The organism is Streptomyces sp. NPDC059002, from assembly GCF_042740435.1.
Taxonomy (GTDB): domain Bacteria; phylum Actinomycetota; class Actinomycetes; order Streptomycetales; family Streptomycetaceae; genus Streptomyces.
The window spans coordinates 1-5063 of record NZ_JBHYJI010000128.1 but is presented as its reverse complement, the minus strand read 5'-3'; the positions used below and the strand labels follow the sequence as shown (position 1 = coordinate 5063).

The following is a 5063-nucleotide window of genomic DNA, read 5'->3' as shown; positions in this document are numbered from 1 at the left end:
GAACTCCCCACGACACCGAGCGGGAAGCTCGACCGCGCCGCGCTCCCCGCCCCCGATTACGCCGAGGCCGCGGCCGGACGCGGGCCGCGCAACCACAAAGAGGAAGTCCTCTGCCGGCTGTTCGCCGAACTGCTCGGGGTGGCGGAGGTCGGCATCGACGCCGGGTTCTTCGACCTCGGGGGGCATTCGCTGCTGGCCACCCGGCTGATCGGCCGCATACGCAATGAGCTCAACGTCGACGTGAAGGTCACGACGGTCTTCACCAACCCGACCGTGGCCCAGTTGGCGGAGCGGCTCGACGAAATGGCCACGTCGAACCGGCCCCAGCTGCGACAGATGACCGTTTAGGAGAAGCGTTCGATGATCCCGTTGTCCTTTGCCCAGAGCCGCATGTGGTTCCTCCACCGTCTGGAAGGCCCGTCCGCCACTTACAACGGCCCGTTCGTGCTGCGCCTGGAGGGGCCGCTGGACACCGCGGCCCTGGCCGCGGCGGTGAGGGATGTCGCAACCCGGCACGAGAGTCTGCGCACGCTGGTCGTGGAGCATGCGGACGGCACGCCGGAGCAGCGGGTCCTGCCGCCCGAGGAAGCCGTCATCCCGTTCCGGGTCGTCGACGTGGCCGCGGACGCGCTCGATGCCGCGATGCACGAGGCGGCCTGCGAGACGTTCGACCTGGACACGGAACTTCCCTTGCGGGCCACCGTTCTCCGCGTCTCTCCGCAGGATCACGTGCTGGTGTTCGTGTTCCATCACATCGCCGCGGACGGGGCGTCGATGGCGCCGTTCCTGCGCGACCTGCTGACGGCCTACACGGCCCGCCACCAGGGGAGCGCGCCGGACTGGGCGCCGCTGGCGGTGCAGTACAAGGACTACACCCTGTGGCAGCGGCAGCTGCTGGGCGACGCGACGGACCCGGACAGCGTCGCCGCCGCCCAACTCGCACACTGGCGCAAGGAGTTGGCGGGCGTTCCGCAGCCGGTGCAGTTGCCGCTGGACCGGCCGCGGCCGACCTCCGCCGACCACCGGGGCGGACATGTCGACTTCACCCTGGATCCCGAACTCTTCGCCGGAATAGGAAAGTTGGCGGCGGACCGCGGTGCGACGGCCCCGATGGTCGCCCAAGCCGTCCTCGCCGTGCTCCTGCACCACTTGGGTGCCGGGAACGATCTGACGATCGGCAGCCCGATCGAGGGGCGTGCGGACGAGCAACTCGACGACCTGATCGGCTTCTTCGTCAATACGTGGGTGCTGCGCGTCGATCTGTCGGGCAACCCGACGTTCGGTGACCTCCTGGAGCAGGTGCGGGTCAGGGCGCTTGCGGCGTATGACAATCAGGATCTGCCGTTCGAGCATCTGGTGGAGCTGCTGAGTCCGGAGCGGGCCACGTCGTATCAGCCGTTGTTCCAGGTGATGCTGGCCTGGCAGTTCCCGTGGTCGCCGATCGAGATGCCCGAACTGCGGGTCACCCCGGTGCCGTTGGGCACCGGGACGGCGAAGTTCGACCTGTTCTTCAACGTCATCCCCGACCCGGCCGGCGGCGCGTACGGGCGTCTGGAGTACGCCACCGAACTCTTCGACCCCGCCACCGCGCAGGGTCTGGTCGAGCGGTACGTGCGGGTGCTGCGCCGGGTGGTGGCCGACCCGCAGACCCGGCTGGGCGCGGTGGATGTGCGCACCGATGCCGAGCGGGAGCGGCTGGCCGAGGTGAATGAGACCGCCGCTGCGGTGCCGTCGGTGACGGTGGCGCAGCTGGTGGCCGCGCAGGCCGCGCGCACTCCGGAGGCCCCGGCGGTGATCTGCGGCCGGACCGTCTTCTCGTATGCGGAGGTGGAGGCCCGTGCCGGGCGGCTGGCGGCGGTGCTGCGCGGGCGCGGGGTGGGCCCCGATGCCTTGGTGGCGGTGGCGCTGGCGCGCTCCGCCGACCTCGCGGTGGCCCTGCTGGGGGTGCTGAAGGCGGGGGGCGCGTATCTGCCCATCGACCCCGCCTATCCGGCGGCCCGGGTCGACTTGCTGCTGGACACCGCACAGCCGCTGCTGGTGTTGACCGACCGGGCGAGTGCCGACACGGTCGCGCAGGGTGATGCGCCGCTGCTCCATCTCGATGAGCTGGACCTGGACGGCCCGGCTCCGGCCGCCCTGGAGGCGGGTGTGGGGGCGGGGCATCTGGCGTATGTGATGTTCACGTCCGGGTCGACCGGGACGCCCAAGGGGGTGGCCCTCAGCCATGCCAGTGTGGTGAACGGGGTGCGGGATCTGCGGCGGGTGGCCGGGGTCGGGGCGGGCGCGCGGATGCTCGCGGCGACCTCGGTGAACTTCGACGTCTCCGTCTTTGAGATCTTCACCGCGCTCACCTCGGGGGCGAGTGTCGAGATCGTGCGGGATGTCCTGGAGCTGGCCGAGCGCGAGAGCTGGTCGGGCACCACCATCAGCGCCGTGCCGACCGTGTTCTCCGCTCTCCTGGACCAGCTCACCGACACCCCGGACAGTCTCCAACTGGACGTGGACACCGTCGTCTTCGCCGGGGAGGCCCTCTCCACCGACCTGGTCCGCAAGACCCACCAGGCCCTGCCCGGGGTGCGGGTCGTCAACGCCTACGGGCAGACCGAGAGTTTCTACGCCTCCACCTTCACGGTCCCCGAGCAGAAGCCCGAAACCGGGGCGATCCCGATCGGGCGGCCGCTGGCCAACATGCACGCCTACATTTTGGGGCCGGAGTTGGCGCCGGTGGCGCCGGGGGTGGTCGGTGAGCTGTATGTCGGCGGGCTGCTCGCGCGCGGCTATTACCGCAGTGGTGGCGGGACGGCGGAGCGGTTCGTGGCCTGCCCGTTCGGGCCCGTGGGGGCGCGGATGTATCGCACCGGTGACCTGGCCCAGTGGGACGCGGACGGCCAACTGCGCTACGCCGGGCGGGCCGACGCCCAGGTCAAGGTCAACGGCATCCGTGTCGAGCCGACCGAGATCGAGACCGCCCTCACCCAGCACCCCGCGATCAGCCAGGCGGCGGTCACCGTGTGCGAGGACCACAGCGGCATCATGCGGCTCGTCGGCTATGTGGCGCCGGTGGACGGCGGGGCAGGCGACGGCGATGTGGACCTGGACGCCACGGTGTCGGTGGCGGAGTTGCGGCGGTTCGTGGCCCGGCGGCTGCCGGACTACATGGTGCCCGCGCAGCTGATCGTGCTGGACCGGCTGCCGCTGACCGCGAGCGGCAAACTGGACCGGGCCGCGCTGCCCGCCCCGGAGTTCCCCCGCACCCACTACCGCGCCCCGCGCACCGAGCCCGAACGCGTGCTGGCCGAGGTGTACGCCGATGTGCTGGGCGCCGAACAGGTCGGCATCGACGACGACTTCTTCGCCACCGGCGGCGACAGCATCCGCTCCATCCAGGTCGTCGCCCGCGCCAAGACCCGCGGCGTGTCCGTCACCACCCGCGAGGTCTTCGAACAGCGCACGGTGGCCCGGCTCGCCGAACTGGTCGAGGCCCGCGCCGGCCAGGAGCGGGAGACCCTGGCCGAACTGCCCGGCGGCGGAGTGGGCTGGGCGCCACTGCCGCCCACCGCGGCCCACATGCTCGCCCTGGGCGGCGGCATCGGGCGGATGTGCATGTCCGCGATGGTCACCCTGCCCCCACGCATCGACCGGACCGCGCTGGCCGCGACCGTGCAGGTGGTGCTGGACCGGCACGACGTGCTGCGCTCCCGCCTGGACCGCAACGAACCGGGCCTGGTCATGGCGCCGGTCGGCAGCCTCAACGCCGACACCCTGATCCGGCAGGTCGCGCACGACGCCGATGCCCAGGCCGAACTGGACGCCGCCGCCGACCGCCTGGACCCCGACACGGGCGTGATGGCCCAGTTCATCTGGTTCACCCCCCACAGCACGCCTGACACGGGCCGTCTGCTGATCGTTCTGCACCACCTCGTCGTGGACGGCGTGTCCTGGCGGATCCTGCTGCCCGACCTGGCCGCCGCCTGGCAACACACCCACACCGCACACACCCCCCACACCGCCCCACCGGTACGGACCGGGACCTCGCTGCGCCGCTGGATGCACGCCCTGGCCGACCAGGCCACCACCCCCCAGCGCACCGCGGAACTCCCGCTCTGGCAGGAGATCCTCACCGGCGAGGAACCCCTCCTGGGCGCCCGCGACCTGGACCCGGCCCGGGACGTCACGAGCACCGTGGACACCCTGCGCATCCAGGTCCCCGCCGATATCACCCACACCCTCCTTAACACCCTGCCCGCCCTCTACCACGGCGGCATCGACGACGGCCTGCTCACCGCCCTGGCCCTGGCGCTGGCCCGCTGGCGCCAGCGGCACGGCCAGGCCGCCACCGCCACCCGCATCCGCCTGGAGGGCCACGGCCGCACCGAACACCTGGTACCCGGCGCCGACCTGTCCACCACCCTGGGCTGGTTCACCGCCATGTACCCGGTCCGCCTCGACCTCACCGGCCTCGACCTCGACCTCGACCTCGACCTCGACGAGGCGCTGTCCGGCGGCCCGGCCGCCGCACGCGCGCTCAAGACGGTCAAGGAACAACTGCGCGCGATACCCGACCACGGCATCGGCTACGGCCTGCTGCGCCACCTCAACCCCACCACCGCCCCCGCCCTGGCCGCGGCCTCCCAGCCGCGGATCGGGTTCAACTACCTGGGCAAGTCCTCCGGCGCGGACATCCCCGCCGAACTGCGCGGCCTGGGCTGGGCGCTGGACACCCGCCACCCGGACCTGATCGCCGCCCCGGACGCGGACCTGCCGGTGCTGTCCGCCCTGGAGATCAGCGCGGTCGCCGCCCCCGCTCCGGGCGGTGGCGAGGAGCTGACCGCCTACTTCGGCTTCCCCACCGGCGTCCTCTCCCGCACCGAGGTCGCCGAGCTGGCCGACTTGTGGGTGCAGGCCCTGACCGCGCTGGCCCACCACGCCACCACCCCCGACGCGGGCGGCCTGACACCCTCTGACGCGCCGCTGGTCGAGGTCGGTCAGGACGAGATCGAGGCCTGGGAAGCCCGCTTCGGCACACTCGCCAAGATCTGGCCCACCACCCCGGCACAGTCCGG

2 protein-coding genes are annotated in these 5063 nt (G+C 71.9%); both read left to right on the top strand.

The window, feature by feature from the left end; all coding sequences use genetic code 11:
• Positions 1-348: phosphopantetheine-binding protein (locus ACFWZ2_RS43305; protein WP_384555307.1), on the top strand; the 348-nt coding region annotated here is incomplete at its 5' end.
• A 12-nt stretch (positions 349-360) separates the two neighbouring features.
• Positions 361-5063: amino acid adenylation domain-containing protein (locus ACFWZ2_RS43300; RefSeq protein WP_384555306.1), on the top strand; the 4703-nt coding region annotated here is incomplete at its 3' end.